Below are 16,612 nucleotides of genomic sequence, written 5' to 3'. Positions count from 1 at the left end.
TTGCCGCTCGGTTCGGTTGGGGGGGACGGTCGCGAAGGCTGCCGCGTCAAAGCGGCAGGCCGAGCGCCATGACGAAGAGCAGGTAGCAGAAGGCGGTCAGCGCGCAGGCGAAGAGGGCGGCGCGTACCGGCGACCGCAGGCCGCCGATCAGGCATACAACGGCCGAGCACAACACCGATGCGACGACGAAGCCAACGCTTTCGAAGAGGAAGATCCAGCCGGCCAGAACTGCCACGAGGGCGGCCGCACGTTGCAGCCCCAGCCGCGCATCGGGATCGACCGGCGCCTCGTTCGCCGTCGGGCGCTCACCGCGCGTCCGGACGGCACGGACGAGACGGCCGGCCGGCGCAAACGCCAACACTGCGCCGGCCAGAAACAGCCCGATCGAAAGAATGAAAGGATAGCCGCCTGCTCCAGGCATGCGCAAACTGCCGACGCCGTAGGTTCCCGCCTGCCACATCGCCCAGCCGGCGCCGCCCATCAGTGCCAACGGCACTGCGAGCTCGGCCAGCGCGTTTCGATCCGGTCGCTGCGGCAACGAGGCACACTCCCGTTCAAGACGAGGCGGCGGCGAAGCGAGTGCCGCGTGATCGTCGGACGACTCGTGGCCGGATCCGGACGGGTGCGGCCCGTCCCCCGACCCAGGCACCACAATTTTTTGCGACAGCGCAGGAAAAATGTCAACACTTTGAACCAAAGAGATTGCTTGACTCCAAAAAATCACCATCAAGGGATGTATTTTTTCAGAAAATCATGGCGTTCAAGATGTCTTTGTATCGGACGCCCGCCTTCTGTTGACAGTTTACCGCCGCGCTTCAATAATCTCAGCATCTCCACCGCCCCGCCGAAAACCGGCGCGACACCCTTCCGTAAAGATCGCCGCGACGCCCGTGCGGCAACAGCGAAGACGAGGACCGATGACGAGATTCCCCTTCCCCGACACCCGGATTTCCAATCGTTTCGCCTGCGTTGCGAGGGCGTGCAATGTCTGATCCGTCGCCCCCCTCCACGTCAGGGACTGTCGAGGCCGACATCGCAGTGGATGTGCTGGTGATCGGCGCAGGCGGCTGCGGCCTCGTCGCGGCCATCGCCGCCCATGAGGCCGGCGCCGACGTTGCGGTTGTCGAGAAGGGCCACGCCATCGCCGGCAACACGAGCCTTTCGAGCGGCTCCATTCCCGGCGCCGGAACGCGCTTCCAGGTGGAGCGCGGAATATCCGACGATCCAGCGCGGTTCGCCGCCGATCTTTTCCGCGTCAGCGGCGATCATGATGCACCGCACCTGACGCAGCGTCTTGCCGAGACCTCCGCTGAACTGGTGGAATGGCTGGTGGATACGGCCGGCGTCGACCTGGAATTGATCGACACCTATCGGCACGTCGGCCACAGCGTGCATCGTCTGCATGCGCCGCGCGACAAGCGTGGAACGACGCTGATGGAAGACCTCCAACGAGAAGTCGAGCGCCGCGAAATCCCCATCGCATTCGGCAACCCCGCCACCTCGTTGATCACCGCCGAGGGTGCGGTGGTCGGCGCGCAGACGGAAAACAACCGGCGGGAGCGCGTGCGGATCTCTAGCAAGGCAACAATCTTGGCGGTCAATGGCTTCGGACGGAACCGGGAGCTGTTGCGCCGCTATTGCCCGATCGCCGTCGAGGCCGAGTATGCGGGCGCCGCGACGTCGGAGGGCGAGGCCCTGCGCTGGGGGCTGGGACTGGGCGCAGCCACCGGCAATCTCGGCGCCTATCAGGGCCACGCCTCCTTTGCCGATCCGCACGGCGTTCTTGTTACCTGGACGCTGGTCGAGAAGGGCGGGATAATCGTCGACGCTTCCGGAGCCCGTATCGCCGACGAATCGGTCGGCTACTCGGCTTTCGCCGAACAGGAGCTCCGGCGCGCCGGTCCCTTCTACGTCATTTACGATGCTGCCATTTGCGACGCCGTGGCGCGGAATCAGGAGGAATTCGGCAAGCTGGTCGAGATCGGCGGCGCCGTGGCGGCCGATGACGCCGAGGCGCTCGCCGCGCGCATCGGTTTCGATCCGTCGGTTCTGGCGGACACGCTCGGCGCGGCCCGCGCGGCAGCCACGGGCGACGCGCCCGACCGCTTCGGGCGAACCGCCTGGGGCAACGGGCCGCTCGGCCAGCCACTGCGCGCAACCCGTATCACGCCCGCACTGTTCCACACACAGGGCGGTCTAGCGGTCGATGCGACGGGGCGCGTGCTCGATGTCGACGGTCGCCCGATTCCCGGCCTCTTCGCCGGTGGCGGGGCCGCCGCAGGCATCAGCGGCCGCCAGGGCAGTGGCGGCTACGCCTCCGGCAACGGCCTCCTGTGCGCCCTCGGTCTTGGCTTCATCACCGGCCGGGCCGCGGCTGCGCCGGTCGGCGGCGAGACGCGGCGGGAGGCATCCTGATGGCGAAGGATAGCGAGACGCCGGGGCTGACACGGCGCCTGGCACAGTTTGCCGGCACGGCGCGGCTGGCCGATCTGGACCCGGCAGACCAGCGCGTCGCGACCATGCAGGCGCTGGACAGCATCGCCTGCATCCTGGCCGGCAGCACCACGCAGAGGGTGGCTGCGAGCCTCGAGTTGGCCGCGACCCTCGAAGGCTCGGTTCCGGCCGAGAACGCCGTCCCGGTCGTCGGTCTCGGCACGCGCGCCGGTGCACTCAGCGCCACCTATGCGATGGCTGCCGCCTGCCATGCACTGGAATACGACGACGGCAACCGCGAGGGGTCCGTGCATCCCGGGGCGGCGGTCGTTCCTGCGGCGCTGGCCGTCGCCTACCATCGGGATGCGTCCTATGGCGAAACGCTTGACGCGATCATGGCCGGTTATGAGGTTTGCATCACCGCCGCCGAGATCATGAACCCGCAGGCAATGGCGCGCGGCTTCCAACTCACGCCGGTCGGCGGCGTTCTTGGAGCGGCGGCGGCGGCCGGACGCCTTCTTGGGCTCGATGCGGACGGCATCGAGCGGGCCATCGGCGTCGCCGGTAGCGCGTCTTCGGGGACCTTCGCGTATCTCGCGGGCGGCGGCGACGTCAAGAAGCTGCATCCGGCCCATGCGGCACGCAGCGGCGTGCATGCCGCCTATGCCGAGGCAACTGGCCTCGTCACCGGCCCGCGCGCGGTCCTGGAAGGCCCGCGCGGCCTGATTTACGCCTTCGCCGGGCTAGGTGTGGAGGCCGTGCAACACGCCGCCTACGGCGGCCAGCGACCGGCGATCTGTCGCAGCTATATCAAGCCCTATCCATGCTGCCGGCACGTGCAGTCGGCGGTCGAGGCGCTGGCCGCGATCGTCACCGAACACGGGCTTACCGGCGAGGCTGTCGCGCGCATCGAGGTCGAGACCTACGCAGCAGCCATGGCGCATGCGCCCCTGCCCTGGGACACGTTCGAAGTCGCGCAGCTCTCCTTCCCTTATCTGATGGCGGTGACCGCCACCCACGGGACAGTCGGCCTTGCGCATTTCGACGAGCGGCATCGGACCGATGCGGCGCTTGCCGACCTAGCCGCGCGCACCGTCATCCGCGAGGCGTCCGATCTGTCGGCGGCCTATCCTGCGGAAAGCCCGGCGCGGGTGCACGTGACGTTGAGGGATGGCCGCAGCTTCGAAAGGACCACGCACCATCCGCCCGGCGCGCCCGAGGCGCGCATGAGCGACGCGGCCTTCGTGGCGAAATTCGCCGAATGCGCGCGTCTGGCGCCGCGACTGCCCGACCCCGATACGCTCCTTTCCACGCTTCTTTCGCCCGAGCTGTCGACGTCGGGTACTCCAATGCGCCGCGTTATCGACAAGCACCTGGTTCCCGCACCCTAGCACGCCGGTCCGCGAGCCGGCAGGGGACAATCCATCACCCGCTAAGGCAAGCAAATAGGAGAGCAGATGAAACTCAGGACCATTTTAGCAACCCTCGTGGTCGGCGTCGGCCTGAATGCCGCTCCTGCGATGGCCCAGGACGGCTACCCCGACGGCGACGTCACCATCGTCGTGCCGTTCGCTGCGGGCGGCGCGACCGACTACTTCGCCCGGCTAACCGCCGATTACCTGTCACGCACGCTCGGCGCGAACTTCGTGGTCGAGAACCGAGCCGGCGGCGGCGGCAACATCGGGTCCGACATGGTGGCCAAGTCGACGCCAGACGGTCGCACCCTGCTGCTCGGAGCGGCTGGAAACATCGGCATTAACCCGAGCATCTTCGCCGACATGCCCTACGATCCGACGACGGATCTCGTCGCGGTAGCGCCGGTCGCCGGCAGCATGAACGTGCTCGTCGTTCATCCCTCGATCCCGGCGGAGACTGTGGGCGAGCTGATCGAGCACGCCAAAAGCGAGGAAGGAGGCCTAAACTTCGCCTCCTCGGGAATTGGCGGCACTCTGCATCTGTCGGGCGAACTCTTCAAAATGCAAGCCGACGTGTCGATGATGCACATCCCCTATCAGGGAAGCGGCCCGGCGATGGTCGATTTGCTGGCGGGCCGTGTGCCGATCATGTTTGACAACATCCCCTCCTCGCTGCCGCACATTCAAGACGGCAAGCTGCGTCCTCTCGGCGTCACCGGTCCCGACCGATCGCCGGCGCTGCCCGACGTGCCGACCATCGCGGAAACCGAACTTCCCGACTTCAGCGTGGTCACTTGGTTTGGCCTGTTCGCGCCGGCCGGCACGCCGGAGCCCATCGTCGAGAAGCTGAATACCGCGCTAACGGCAATGACTGGCGATCCGAAGATCGTTGAGCAGATCCGCGCGCGCGGCTCGGAGCCGATGAGCATGACGCCAGCCGATTTCCAACATCTCGTCCGCGACGACGTGGCCAAGTGGGCCAAGGTCGTCGAGAACGCGGACGAGCCGATCAGTCGCTGACGCCATTGCCGCGCCCGGGTTCCGCAGTCCGGGCGCGGTGTCGTCACCACGCCAATTGCCATTGAGAGGCCGTTGAATGGACGCATTTTCCTCGAGCTTGATCGAACTGGCCGAGGCCTGCCGCGACACGCGTGCGACCGACCTGCCGCAGCCAGTGCGCGACCGCGCCGCACGCGTCATCGCCGACGACATCGGAGCGATCCTGTCGGCGGCGAGCGAACCCGAGATCGCCGCGGTTCTGGCCGCCGCCGTAGAGCGCGGCGGCCCCGCCGAGGCGACCGTCTACCTGCCCGGCCTGCACCGCGTGGTCTTCGAGGACGCGCTCTATGTCAACGCCATGGCCGGTTGCTGGTGCGAACTCGACGAGGGGTATCGGCCCGTCACCTGCCACGCCGGCCTATACGTCATGCCTGCGCTGCTGGCAGAGGCGGACCGCAGTGACCTTAGCCTAGACGAGGTACTTCGCTGTCTCGTGCTCGGCTACGAGATCTGCGCGCGTTTCGCCGAGTGCTTCCGCTTCCCCACGCCGCGCGTGCACGCGCACGCCCTGTTCGCGCCGGTCGGCGCGGCTGCCGCCACGCTCCTGGCGCGCGATGCATCGGCCGAGGCGCTGGCGCGCGGCATCGCCACGGCCGCCACGCTGGCATCGGTCGGGCCGCGCACGCATCTGGCGCGCGGATACCTGTCCCGGAATATGTGGGCTGCAACGGGGGCCGTATCAGGGTGGCAGACAGCTGGCATGGCCGCAATCGGAATCGGCGCCGGTCCGGAAGCGCCCCACGACGTCTACGGCGAGATCCTGGGCGGTGCCGGGCGCACGGCGGCGCTGACCGAAGACCTGGGCACCCAGTGGGCGATCACGAAGGGCTATCACAAACTCTACGCCTGCTGCCAGCACGGCCACTCGGCGGTGGAGGCTGCCCTGGAATGCGCCGCCGACCCCGCATTCAACCCTGACGCCGTTCGCGCGATCGAGGTACAGACCCATCCCCTGGCGCTCGGCCTCAGCAACCGCGAGCCGCAGACGATCCTGGGCGCCAAGTTTTCGATGGAACACATGGTCGCCGCCGCCCTGCACTATCGGGAGGGTGGCCAGGCCGCCTTCTCGAGCGCCACACTGAACGACCCGGCGCTCGCCCGGCTACGCAACCTCGTCACCCTCGGCCCTATCACGCCGCCGCAGGACCCGCGCTTCGACCGGCCGTCGCGCCTAATCCTGCGGATGGCCGATGGCTCGGCACTGGAGCGGACCTGCCTTGTGTCGACGGGAAGTCCCGACAAGCCGTTGGCGGAGGCGGCCTTCCTTGCGAAACTCCGCGAGGCCGGCGGGGCCGTTTTGCCGGGTCTTGCCGCCTTCGCCGAAACGGCGAGCCGCAGCGCGGGCGACCGCGCATGGCGCTCGGTCGTGGAGGACATGCGCCGCACGCCGAACGAACGCACGGCGGAGTAGAGCTGAGGGGCGATTGGCCACGCGCCGTCGGATCAGGCGCACATCACTGGCCTCTGGTGCGTCGTCGAGGCTATCGCCATCGGCGCTCTGGGAAGTCCGCGCGCCGCGATCACCATGCTTGCGCGCCACTTCGGCTTCGACGCGCTCGAGACCGAGGGGGCGATCAACTTCGTCATGCGCAGCCGGGCCGCCGTCGCCACCATCGCACCCGACGATCTGGTCGCCGCCGGTGAGGCCGACGTGCTGGAGCTGACGCGCGGCCAAGAGCCCGAACTGCCACGGGCCCTGAAATGGCAGATCGCCCGGGCCGACGAGGCTTACGATGCGGTCCTCGTCGAGGCGCGGCGCATCACCGTGGGCACCACCCGCGTTGCCTCGGAAAGCTTCCCGATGGCGGTGCCGCCCGAGGAGGCCGAGCGGCGCTGCCGCCGTGCGCTGATGGAGGCGTGGGTGGGCCGATAAACCGCAGCGTTCCGTCTGCCACCCTCGTGCCTCGCGCTCGATCCGGCCGACGTTGTCCGGCTCGCCCACGACGGGCGACTGGTCCGATCTGCGGCTCGTTTCCATCACCGACGCCGAGGCGCGCGACATAGAGATGGTCCGCCAGGGCCGGGCGGCCAACAATCTACCGCCCAGCGATCCGCGCGCCGCGTCGCTGACGCGCGCCGTCGTGTTCGGCGCGCAGGATGCGGTGCTGGTGGACCTGCCGCAGCTGACCGAGGACCAACCCACGCACCGTCCGCTGGTCTCGGAAGTCTGCGCGGGCCCCACATCGCGCATCGATCTCGGCAATGCGCTTGTGGTCGATCTGCTGACCGGTACGCTGGAAAACGTCACCGATCTGACGCTGTTCGGCGGCGCAAACGCATTCGCCATCGAGAGCGCAGCCGTGCATGGGAGATCGTGTAAGCGGACTCGGCGGAATTGCTGGCGCCCGGCCGGCTCCGGCTGACCCACTTGCTGCGGGGGCCGCGAGGCACAGAAGGTGCGATGGGCAACCCCGGGCCGGCGGGGGCGCGGTTCGTGGTGCTGGACTCCGCGCTGGCGTCCTGGCCGATAGCAGCGGCCGATCTGGGCATCCCGTGGAACTGGCGCATCGGTCCAGCGAGCCGTCCGGTCAGCGACGAGACTTGTGTGGGGCAGACCTTCACGCCCCCGGACGTCGGTCTCCGACCGTGCTCCATAGCCCATGTTGAGCAGCCATGGCGCACGCCGCGCACGCCCGGCGATTTAACGATCCGCCGGACCCGCCGGCCGGGTACACTCGCGGTCTAGAGCTGGGACTGGCTGGAGGTAAGGCTGGCCGAGGAACTGGAAGCCTACGAGTTCGAGATCATCGACGGTGCCACCGTGAGACCAGCGCGGTCTGTACCGCCGCCGACCAGACCGCCGACTGGGGCGCTCCGTCCTGAACTTGCCGTTGAAGGACACGATGAACGCATTGTCCGCGGGCTTGCCCGCACGTGAGAAGTCGGGATCGACGCCACGCTGATAGGCCCATAAGTCAAGATCATGGGAGATGAACTCGGAGCTCTGGTCAACCCGGATCGTCTTCGGGGCGCCGACCAACCGACATGTCCGTTCCAGCGTCACCACGACATCGTCTCCACGGTAGCTGAACCGCGGATCGACCACCGGGGAGAACCGTAAAAAGGTATCGACGACGGTCAGTATGCGGATCTTGCGACCCGTCGCCATTTTCTCGCTCGTGCCATGGTTGGAAAAGCACACGTGCACTGCGATCATAACGGGCGGCGCAGAGCCCCATCGCCCCGATCAGCCGGGGCGTTTCGGTTTGCTGCTTTTGTGCTTTGACGGTTTGCCTCGAGCCTTGTCCGGTGCTGCCGGTTTGCGGGGCGGCTTGCCATCCGGCTTGAACTTCGGTTTTGCGGGCCTTGGCGTTGGGCGGGCCTCGCCGGCCGGCGCGATCCTGATGCCCTTTTCAAGGCTGCCGGGCTGCCTGATCTGTTTCGCGTAACCGGCGGCCTTGTCACCGGAAATCTCGAAACGGGTTTCGGTATCATCGATCCTGATCGCGCCGACATCGCGCTTTGTGACGCCGCCGGCGTTGCAGATCATCGGCAGCAGGAATTTCGGATCCGCACGCTGTCTGCGCCCAAGCGAGATGGTGAACCAGACACCGCCTTCCATATCCGGGCCGCGCGGCTCGCGCCGCGACCCATGATTGTCTGCGGAGCGGGGAACACGCGCGGGGCCCCTGCTCTGCAAGGCTTCGGCGGGAAGCGGCACGAGTTCCTCCGGAACAGGGTGCGCCGCCAGTTGCTGGCGAAGGAACGCCGCTGCAATGCGCTGCGGCCCGGCCCGCTCCAGCAGTTCGGCCACAAACTCCGTCTCCGCATCGTCGGGCAGTTCTGCCGAAACGGCGGCATCCAGAATCTGCCGGCGATAGCACTCCTCGATCTCCGTAATGCCGGGCGCCGACCGCACGGTTGCTGTCAGCTTTGCCAATGCCAGCACGCGCTGAGCCGCGCCACGCCGGTTTTCCGGAACGATGAGCACGCAGATGCCCTTTCGGCCGGCACGGCCGGTCCGCCCGGACCGATGCAGAAGGGTCTCCGGGTTGCTTGGCACGTCGGCGTGGACAACGAGATCAAGACTGGGAAGGTCGATGCCGCGCGCCGCGACGTCGGTCGCCACACAGACACGCGCGCGTCCGTCGCGCATGGACTGCAGCGCGTTCGACCGCTCCGATTGCGCCATTTCCCCCGATAGCGATACCACCGAGAAGCCGCGATTGACGAGGCGCGCGGTAAGATGGCGAACCGCTTCACGTGTGTGACAGAACACCAGGGCGCTTTTGCTGTTGGATTCCAGCAGCGTATTGATGATGGCGTGTTCCCGTTCGTGGCGCCGCACCAGCATCAGCTGATACTCGATGTCGGCATGCTGTTCGGTGGGCGCGGTTGTCGCGACGCGAACCGCATTTGTCTGCACCCTTTTGGCCAGTTCGGCGATGCCGTGCCGCACGGTTGCGGAGAACAGCAGTGTCCGGCGCTCCTTCGGGGCCGCGCCGAGGATGAATTCCAGGTCGTCGCGAAACCCGAGGTCCAGCATCTCGTCGGCTTCATCGAGCACCACCGCGCGAATGGCGCTCAGGTCCAGCGCGCCCCGCGTGATGTGGTCGCGCAGGCGGCCGGGCGTGCCCACCACAAGATGAGCGCCCTGCTTGAGCGCACGGCGTTCGTTGCGGATATCCATTCCGCCCACGCAGGTCGCGATCCTGACTTGCGTCGCCGCGTAGACCCAATCGAGCTCGCGTTTTACCTGAATGGCAAGTTCGCGCGTCGGGGCGATGATCAGTCCCAGCGGCGCGGCAGCCGTGTCAAAGCAGGTCGCGCCGCCAAGCAGCGTCGGCGCGATTGCAATGCCGAAGGCAATCGTTTTTCCCGATCCCGTCTGCGCCGAGACGAGAAGGTCGGCGTCGCCATACTCCTCGTTCGTCATCGCCAATTGAACCGGCGTCAGTTGGTCATAGCCTTTCGCCGCGAGGGCGGAAGCCAGCGCCGGATGAATTGCGGCGGTCGAGGATGCGAGGGGGGTGTCGGTCTTCAACGTCATGGATACCATCTTAATGGGGAAGGCAGCTCAATATCAGAGCGCGGGCGCTTTGGGCAGCGTTTGTTTGCAAGGTTCTGCCTATTGGCGGGCTGACACGGCGCCAAGACACCTCGCTCTCGACGTTGCACATGTCGCCATGCGGCTGCCGCCAGCGGCTCAATTCGCGGCCAGAAGCACCACGCCGGCGGTTACGGCGGCGGCGGCGAACACCCTGCTTTTCCACGGACGTTCCCCGAAGATCAGGACGCCAATCCCTGCCGCCACCACGACGCTGACCTCGCGAACGGCCGAAACGGCGCCGAGTGGTGCCAGAAGATTGGCGTAGATCACCAGCGCATAGGCACTGACCGCGCTGACGCCGGCAAGAAGCGTGTAGGTCGCAATCGGCCGCGCCAGCGGCCGCAATTGTCCCCAGCGCCGGCGTGCGACGACAGCGACCACCAGCGCCTCCGACACGAAGAGCCAGCCGGTATAGCCGAAGGGACTGTCGGAGAGACGCACGCCGATGCCGTCGACGAGACTGTAGCTCGCGATCACCACGCCCGTGGATACCGCTGCGCCAAGCGCGGCCGGTTGTGCCGCCAGCGTCCGGCGGCCGGCAAAGGACAGCAGCGCGATGCCGCCGGAAATCAGCGCAATGCCGGCGGCCGCCGGGAGCGACAGGAATTCGCCGGCGAAGACAAACGCGCCGATGCTCACAAGGAGCGGAGAAAGGCCGCGCGCGATCGGATAGACCTGAGACAGGTCGCCGATCCGGTAGGCCAGGAACAACAGGATGTAATAGAAATAGTGCAGCGCTGCCGACGCCGCGATGTAGGGCCAGCTCTCAGGTGCGGGTGCCGGCGCGACGGCGATCATTCCCGCGCCGACGACGGTGTGGGCGATGGCGACGCAGGCGAGGATCAGGGCGCGGTCGCTGCCGGCCTTGACCATGGCGTTCCAGGCGGCATGAAGAACCGCGGCGGTGAGGACGAGCGCAAGCGCGAGAGAGGACACGCCTTGCGCCTCAGCAAACGGCGCGGATGGCGTCGCGCACGATGTCGAGCGCCCGGTCCAGGTCCGCGCGCTCAATCGTCAGCGGCGGCGACAGCGTCAACACGCAACCCTGCGAGATCTTGAAACTGAGGCCAGCGTCGAGACAGCGGTAGTAGATCGCTTCCGCCAGATCGTTGCCGGGGGTGCGTTCGGCCCGGTCGGTGACGATCTCCACGCCGAGCATCAGCCCCCTGCCCCGAATGTCGCCGACGATGGAACAACCCGCCAGATCCTCGTGAAGCCGGGTCATCGCATGGGCGCCGAGCTTCGCGGCGCGTTCAACCAGGTCTTCGTCCTCGATGATCTCAAGCGTCGTCAGCGCCGCGCGCGCCGTCACCGGGTTCTTTTCATGGGTATAGTGGCCAATGGCATAGTCACCCGCGACATTCAGCTCGGAATTCGCGATCACGGCAGCAATCGGCAGGATGCCGCCGCCGAGCGCCTTTCCCAGCACCAGGATATCGGGGACGACCTCGTCGTGCTCGCAGGCGAAATAGCGCCCGGTCTTGCCAAGGCCCGTCGGGATCTCGTCGAAGATGAGCAACGCCCCGCGCCGTGTGCAGGCTTCGCGCACCGCCTTCCAGAAGCCGGGAGGCGGAACGTAGGGGACGGCGCGCATCGGCTCGGCGATTACCGCCGCGACGTCGCCTTCGCGCTCCAGCACATAGTCGACCATCTTGGCGCAGGCGAGGCCGCAGGTCTCCGGTCCGGCATGATTGTAGGGACAGCGGTAGCAGGCGAAGGGCGCGACATGTTCGCTTCCCGGCAGCAACGGTCCGGCGATCCCGGAGCGAAACGTGTGCTCTCCCCCAACGCTCGCCGCGCCGAAACCCGCGCCATGAAAGGCATCCCAGAAGGAGACCGTCTTGAACCGTCCGGTGGCGGCGCGGGCAATCTTGAGGGCGACCTCGTTGGCGTCCGATCCGCCGGTTGTGAACAGGCAGCGCGACAGCGCGCCCGGCGCGATGCTTGCGAGCTTTTCGGCAAGCTCCACAGCCGGCTCGCAGGTGAAACGGCGCGGCGCGAAGGGCAGCGCATCCATTTGCGCCCGGATTGCCGCCTTCAGCCGGGGATGTCCGTAGCCGATGTGATGGACGCTGTTTCCGTGAAAATCCATGAAGCGACGGCCGGCGACATCCTCGATCCAGATCCCTTCCGCCCTGGCAATGGCCGACAGGCAGGGCGAGGACAGGCTTTGATGGAGGAACGCGTTTGCGTCGCGCTCAAGCAGCGCATCCGTGGCCGCATGGCGGCTCGCGGCCCGCCAGGCCGCGCGGGCGGCAGAGGTGTTTGCCTCGCCTTCCGTATGCGCCCTTTTCGCAACCGCACCACCATCCGCGTTGCCGTGGTTCGCCGCCATCGCCCTCGTCCCTTCGCAATTGATTCAACAAACAGAAACGATCCCCGCGGCGCCTTGACGCCGCGGGGACCGGAAAACGCCCCAGACGCTGTCGCCCCTCACCAGGGAAGGGAGAACGTTTTGATGTTGGTATAGCTTTTCATCGCCTCGATCACGCCCTCCTTGTAGCCAAGACCGCTGTCCTTGATCCCGCCGAAGGGCGACATCTCGATCCGGTAGCCGGGAACTTCCCAGATGTTCACCGTGCCGACGTTGAGCCCCTTCACATAGGCCGTTGCCCGGTCCATCCGGTTGGTGCAAACGCCCGACGACAGACCGAAGGCGGTGGAGTTGGAAATCGCCATCACCTCCGCGTCGTCGCCGGAGACACGCACAACCGGGATCACGGGCCCGAAGGTTTCCTCCAGCACCAGTTCGCTTTCATGGCGCACGTGGTCGACGACGATGGGCGGCAGCAACGCGCCTTCGCGGCCCGGATGATAGCGCACCTTGGCCCCCTCCTCCGCAGCCTTTGCGACGCGCGCGTCGAACATTTCGGCAGCCCCGGCATGAACGACAGTGCCGAGATCGGTGTCCGGGTCCATCGGATCTCCGAAGACGATCTTGCGCGCCCGCTCCTCGATCATTTCCACCAGCCGATCGGCGATCTTCTCCTGTGCGAGAATGCGTTTGACCGCCGTACAGCGCTGGCCGGAGTTCTTGGTTGCCCCGGCGACCGCAAGATCGGCGGCCTTCGCAAGATCCTCTTCACCGAGATCGTCGAGAACGATCAGCGGATCGTTGCCGCCAAGCTCCAGCACCGTGCGCTTGTAGCCGGCGGTCTCCGCGATCATCTTGCCGACCGGCACGCCGCCGGTGAAGGTCACCAGCTCGATCTCCGAATTGGTGATCATCTCCGCGCCGATGTCCTTGGGCAGGCCCGTCACCACGGACAGCATCTCGGGCGGAAGCCCCGCGTCATAGAGCACGTCGGCCAGCATGAGCGCGGTCATCGGCGTCAGCTCGGTCGGCTTGACGACGATGCAATTGTTGGTCGCGACCGCCGGCGCCACCTTGTGCGCCACCATGTTGAGCGGATGGTTGAAGGGCGTGATCGCCGAGATCGCGTTGAGCGGCTCGCGGGTGGTGAAGATCTTGCGCGCCTTGCCGTGCGGGGTCAGGTCGCAGGAAAACACCTCCCCATCGTCGATGATGCACATCTGCGCCGACAGGGTGAACACGTCATAGGCCCGCCCGACCTCGTAGAAGGCGTCCTTCTGGGAAATACCGAGTTCAAGCGTGATCGTTTTCGCGATCTCCGCCTTGCGTTCGACCAGAAGCTCGGCCGCCCGAAACAGGATTTTCTGGCGTTCGTAGCGGGTGAGCGTCGGCTTGTAGGCCGCGGCGATGGCGAAGGCCTCCCGAGCATGGGCAGCCTGACCCGCCGGCACGGTGCCGATCACGGCATCGGTATAGGGGTAGCGTATTTCGATCACGCCGTCGGCATCGACCTTGCGGCCGGCGATGCGCATCGGTTCGTGGCGCAGCGCCAGGCCGCGTTCGCTCTTGTTCATGTCCGTCACTCCCTGAAGCATCCTGCGGCCCGGTCGTTTCATCCGTGGTCGCACAAACCGCGCACGCACAAGAGGCTCGGCTGCCCCGCATCTTCGATTGACGCGGAGGCAGCCCCTTGGCGCGCGGCGGCTCAGCTGGCCGCGGCCATCGCCGCGATTTGAAGGGCGTCGAAATTGCGCAGCTCGGGCGCTTCGCTCAGATTCGACACCACCCGGTTGACGATGAAAGGCACCGCCTGCTCGGTCAGGCCGCCATGGCTGCGCAAGGGTTCCTTGAGCGCCGACAGGTCGTGACGCGACGCGCTGGTGCCGAGCGTCTTGTTTTCCGACGAGATCAGCACGAGATCGCCGATCCGGTCGCCCGGCAGCTCGAACCGCTTGCAGGCCTCCTCCCGGTCGACCACGAGGTCGATGCCCTCGATCGCCGACAGCCGCGCGATCATGTCGGCCACATCCGCGCCTTCCGGCAGATAGGTGGTGGCGAAGGAACCGAGCGCGCCATGGTGGACGACGTAGGGATCGGTGATCGGCAGGATTACCCGGGCCGCGTCCTTGCCCAGCCAGGTGTCGAACAGATCCTGCAGATAAATCACGTCAGGTTCGCCGTCGGCCGTGTGCTTCGGCTTCATGCCGTGGTCGGCCGTCACCACGATGGCGGCGCCCATTGCGTCCAGTTCGGTCAGATAGCGATCGAACATCTCGTAGAAGGCATTCGCCTGCGGCTCGCCCGGCGCATATTTGTGCTGAACGTAATCGGTTGTCGTCAAATACATGACGTCCGGCTTGAACTCCGCGAGAAGCTTCACGCCAGCGGCGAAGACGAATTCGGACAGCTCCGCCGAATAGACCTCGGGCACCTCACGGCCGAGCCATGCGCTGGCATTGTCGATGCCATGTTCGGCCTTGGTCGTGGTGTCGGACTTCTCCGAGGAGAAGCAGATCGCACGGCCCTCGTCGAAGGCCAGGCCATGTCCCAACAACGCGCGCAGCTTGTCCTTCGCCGTGACCACGGCGACCCGGCAGCCGGCATCGTAGAAGCCCTTGAAGACCGTCGGCGCACGCAGGAAGCGCGGATCGTTCATCATCACCTCTTCGCCCGTATCCGGATCGAACAGGAAATTGCCGCAGATGCCGTGCACCGCGGGCGGACGACCGGTGGCAATCGACAGGTTGTTGGGGTTGGTGAAGCTGGGAATGACGGAATGTGCGGTGCGCACGGTTCCGGTCTCGCGGATGCGCTTCAGCGTCGGCATCAACCCGGCATCGATGGCGGCATCCAGATAGGCCGGCTCGCAACCGTCGAGGCAGATGGCGATGGCCGGAACGGTCGGACGCGGATAGGCGCGGTCGTTGACGTGGATGGGGAACTTTGACATCTGGTTCATGGAAACGCTTGTGCTTTCTTCTGATTGGGAGATCTGGGATCAGGCAACGAGCTTGGTGCGCTCTTCCAGCGCGATGCGCGGCGGCACGGCGCTCTTCACGCCCATTTCCTCAAGGCTTTCGGCGACGGCCGCCACCACCCGGCGCATGACGGCAGGGTCCATCCGCCCGATGCAGCCCACGCGGAAACTGTCCACCACCGTCAGCTTGCCCGGGTAGATGACGAAGCCCTTGGCCTTCATCCTTGCGTAGAAGTCCTGGAAGCCGAAGGCGGGGTCGTCGGGATTGAAGAAGGTGACGATAATCGGCGACAGCCAGCGGTCCTTGAGCAGGGTCTCGAACCCGAGCTCGCGCATTCCGGCAACGAGCGTGTCGCGATTGGCCGTGTAGCGGGCGAGCCGGGCGGCGACGCCGCCTTCCTCACGATGCTGGCGCAGCGCCTCCACGAAGGCGGCGACCACATGGGTCGGCGGCGTGTAGCGCCACTGGCCCGTCTTTTCCATGTGCGTCCACTGCGCATATACGTCGAGACTGAGCGACGGACCGACGCCCTTCGCCGCCTCGAGCGCCGACTTGCGCGCGATGATGAACCCGAAGCCCGGAACGCCCTCGATGCATTTGTTGGCCGACGACACCATCGCCTCGAAGGTGATCTCGCCCACCTCCAGCGGCACGGCCCCGAAGGCGCTCATGCTGTCGACCAGAAGCTTGCGGCCATGGGCGGCAACCGTGTCGGCGATTTCCTTCAACGGATTGAGGATGCCCGAACTGGTCTCGCAATGAACGATGACGACATGGGTGATCGCCGGATCCTGCTCCAGCGCCTGCGCAACTTCCTCGCCGCGAGGCGGCAGATAGTCGCCCTTGTCGATCTCCGAAAAGTCCCGTCCCAGATACTGAAGCGTCTGGACGATCCGCTTGCCATATGCGCCGTTGCTCAACACCAGCGCCTTGCCGTCGCGCGGCAGGAAACTGCCGAGCATCGCCTCAACCGAAAAGGTGCCGCTGCCCTGCATCGGCACGCAGTCGTAGTCTTCGCCGCCGGGGCCGATCAGCGAGAGCAGCGCTTCGCGCATCTGTGCCGTCATGGCGCGGAAATCGTCATCCCACGACCCCCAGTCGCGCAACATCGCCTTCTTGACCTCATGTGAGGTTGTCAAAGGCCCCGGGGTCAGGAGATAGGGTTCTCCGCAAAGCGGAGCGGGCAACGCGGCCGGCGTGCAATCGGTCGACATCGAACTAAGCCTCCAGGCAAGAAAGTCGGCCAGAGCGGAAAACTGCAGCCCGCCACACCAACGGCGGGCCTGCTTCCAATCTCGGTCCGGTAAGCCGGTGTGGATCCGGCTACCTCGCACTGAAGATGATGCGCGGTGGATATTCATTT

14 protein-coding genes and 1 pseudogene are annotated in these 16,612 nt (G+C 66.3%); 7 read left to right on the top strand and 8 right to left on the bottom strand.

Translation table 11 applies throughout. From position 1 onward, the window contains the following. Positions 1-46: 46 nt before the first annotated feature. Entirely contained in the window at positions 47-727 is a 681-nt protein-coding gene (locus G572_RS25795) for a tripartite tricarboxylate transporter TctB family protein (RefSeq protein ID WP_084649816.1), read from the bottom strand. A gap of 257 nt (positions 728-984) precedes the next feature. On the opposite strand from G572_RS25795, the gene G572_RS0101315 reads away from it, so the two are divergent. From G572_RS0101315 to G572_RS26820, 7 genes are all read left to right on the top strand, one after another. Beyond that, positions 985-2,415, top strand: a complete 1,431-nt coding sequence (locus G572_RS0101315) for an FAD-dependent oxidoreductase (RefSeq protein ID WP_051241428.1) — start codon at positions 985-987, stop codon at positions 2,413-2,415. Beyond that, on the top strand, positions 2,415-3,824 hold the full coding sequence (locus G572_RS21980; RefSeq protein ID WP_051241426.1) for an MmgE/PrpD family protein: 1,410 nt from the start codon (positions 2,415-2,417) through the stop codon (positions 3,822-3,824). Before G572_RS0101315 ends, G572_RS21980 begins: the two co-directional genes overlap by 1 nt. 66 nt (positions 3,825-3,890) lie before the next feature. Further along, entirely contained in the window at positions 3,891-4,868 is a 978-nt protein-coding gene (locus tag G572_RS0101305; protein WP_029056944.1) for a Bug family tripartite tricarboxylate transporter substrate binding protein, read from the top strand. A gap of 76 nt (positions 4,869-4,944) precedes the next feature. Next, a complete protein-coding gene (locus G572_RS21975) occupies positions 4,945-6,318 on the top strand; it encodes an MmgE/PrpD family protein (RefSeq protein ID WP_051241424.1) in 1,374 nt (457 codons plus the stop codon). Positions 6,319-6,330: 12 nt separating this feature from the next. Further along, complete coding sequence (locus G572_RS26505) at positions 6,331-6,780, top strand: phage tail protein (RefSeq protein WP_342664757.1); 450 nt, start codon at positions 6,331-6,333, stop codon at positions 6,778-6,780. A gap of 52 nt (positions 6,781-6,832) precedes the next feature. Next, positions 6,833-7,270 (top strand): GTA baseplate fiber-binding domain-containing protein, encoded by a 438-nt coding sequence (locus G572_RS26500; protein ID WP_029056942.1) that lies wholly within the window; start codon positions 6,833-6,835, stop codon positions 7,268-7,270. After that, positions 7,243-7,593 carry a hypothetical protein gene (locus G572_RS26820; RefSeq protein WP_425423408.1) on the top strand — a complete coding sequence of 117 codons (351 nt, stop codon included), beginning with the start codon at positions 7,243-7,245 and terminating at the stop codon, positions 7,591-7,593. Before G572_RS26500 ends, G572_RS26820 begins: the two co-directional genes overlap by 28 nt. 126 nt (positions 7,594-7,719) lie before the next feature. Here the strand turns inward: G572_RS26820 and G572_RS26595 are convergent. From G572_RS26595 to G572_RS0101255, 7 genes and pseudogenes are all read right to left on the bottom strand, one after another. Further along, a pseudogene (locus G572_RS26595) lies at positions 7,720-8,022 on the bottom strand (DDE-type integrase/transposase/recombinase); the annotation flags it as partial. A gap of 72 nt (positions 8,023-8,094) precedes the next feature. Further along, positions 8,095-9,897, bottom strand: coding sequence for a DEAD/DEAH box helicase (locus tag G572_RS0101280; RefSeq protein ID WP_029056941.1), 1,803 nt, complete (start codon positions 9,895-9,897; stop codon positions 8,095-8,097). Between the two features lie 156 nt (positions 9,898-10,053). Continuing rightward, entirely contained in the window at positions 10,054-10,893 is an 840-nt protein-coding gene (locus G572_RS0101275; RefSeq protein WP_029056940.1) for an EamA family transporter, read from the bottom strand. A 10-nt stretch (positions 10,894-10,903) separates the two neighbouring features. Further along, a complete protein-coding gene (gene pbfA, locus G572_RS21960) occupies positions 10,904-12,292 on the bottom strand; it encodes a (R)-1-hydroxy-2-aminoethylphosphonate ammonia-lyase (protein ID WP_051241422.1) in 1,389 nt (462 codons plus the stop codon). Between the two features lie 98 nt (positions 12,293-12,390). Then, positions 12,391-13,845: a phosphonoacetaldehyde dehydrogenase gene (gene phnY / locus G572_RS0101265; protein WP_029056939.1), complete on the bottom strand. Its 1,455-nt coding sequence runs from the start codon at positions 13,843-13,845 to the stop codon at positions 12,391-12,393. A 131-nt stretch (positions 13,846-13,976) separates the two neighbouring features. Next, positions 13,977-15,230, bottom strand: a complete 1,254-nt coding sequence (gene phnA / locus G572_RS0101260) for a phosphonoacetate hydrolase (RefSeq protein WP_029056938.1) — start codon at positions 15,228-15,230, stop codon at positions 13,977-13,979. 39 nt (positions 15,231-15,269) lie between these two features. Continuing rightward, a complete protein-coding gene (locus G572_RS0101255; protein ID WP_029056937.1) occupies positions 15,270-16,463 on the bottom strand; it encodes a 2-aminoethylphosphonate--pyruvate transaminase in 1,194 nt (397 codons plus the stop codon). Positions 16,464-16,612: the final 149 nt, after the last annotated feature.

Origin of the sequence: Stappia stellulata DSM 5886 (assembly GCF_000423705.1) — a bacterium.
Lineage (GTDB): Bacteria > Pseudomonadota > Alphaproteobacteria > Rhizobiales > Stappiaceae > Stappia > Stappia stellulata.
The sequence above is the reverse complement of the archived record's forward strand: the minus strand, read 5'-3'. Positions and strand labels throughout refer to the sequence as shown.